At 51.3% G+C, this 279-nt stretch carries 1 pseudogene; it reads left to right on the top strand.

The window, feature by feature from the left end:
* Positions 1 to 279, top strand: a pseudogene (ushA, locus tag R0J88_RS19640) (bifunctional UDP-sugar hydrolase/5'-nucleotidase); the annotation flags it as partial.

Genomic DNA, 279 nt, shown 5'->3' with positions numbered 1-279 from the left:
GATCGTCGGTGGTCACTCGCAAGATCCGGTCTGCATGGCGGCAGAAAACAAAAAACAGGTCGATTACGTGCCGGGTACGCCATGCAAACCAGATCAACAAAACGGCATCTGGATTGTGCAGGCGCATGAGTGGGGCAAATACGTGGGACGGGCTGATTTTGAGTTTCGTAATGGCGAAATGAAAATGGTTAACTACCAGCTGATTCCGGTGAACCTGAAGAAGAAAGTGACCTGGGAAGACGGGAAAAGCGAGCGCGTGCTTTACACTCCTGAAATCGC

The organism is Pseudoalteromonas sp. SIMBA_162 (genome assembly GCF_046535955.1).
GTDB classification, from domain to species: Bacteria; Pseudomonadota; Gammaproteobacteria; order Enterobacterales; family Alteromonadaceae; genus Pseudoalteromonas; species Pseudoalteromonas marina.
The sequence above is the reverse complement of the archived record's forward strand: the minus strand, read 5'-3'. Positions and strand labels throughout refer to the sequence as shown.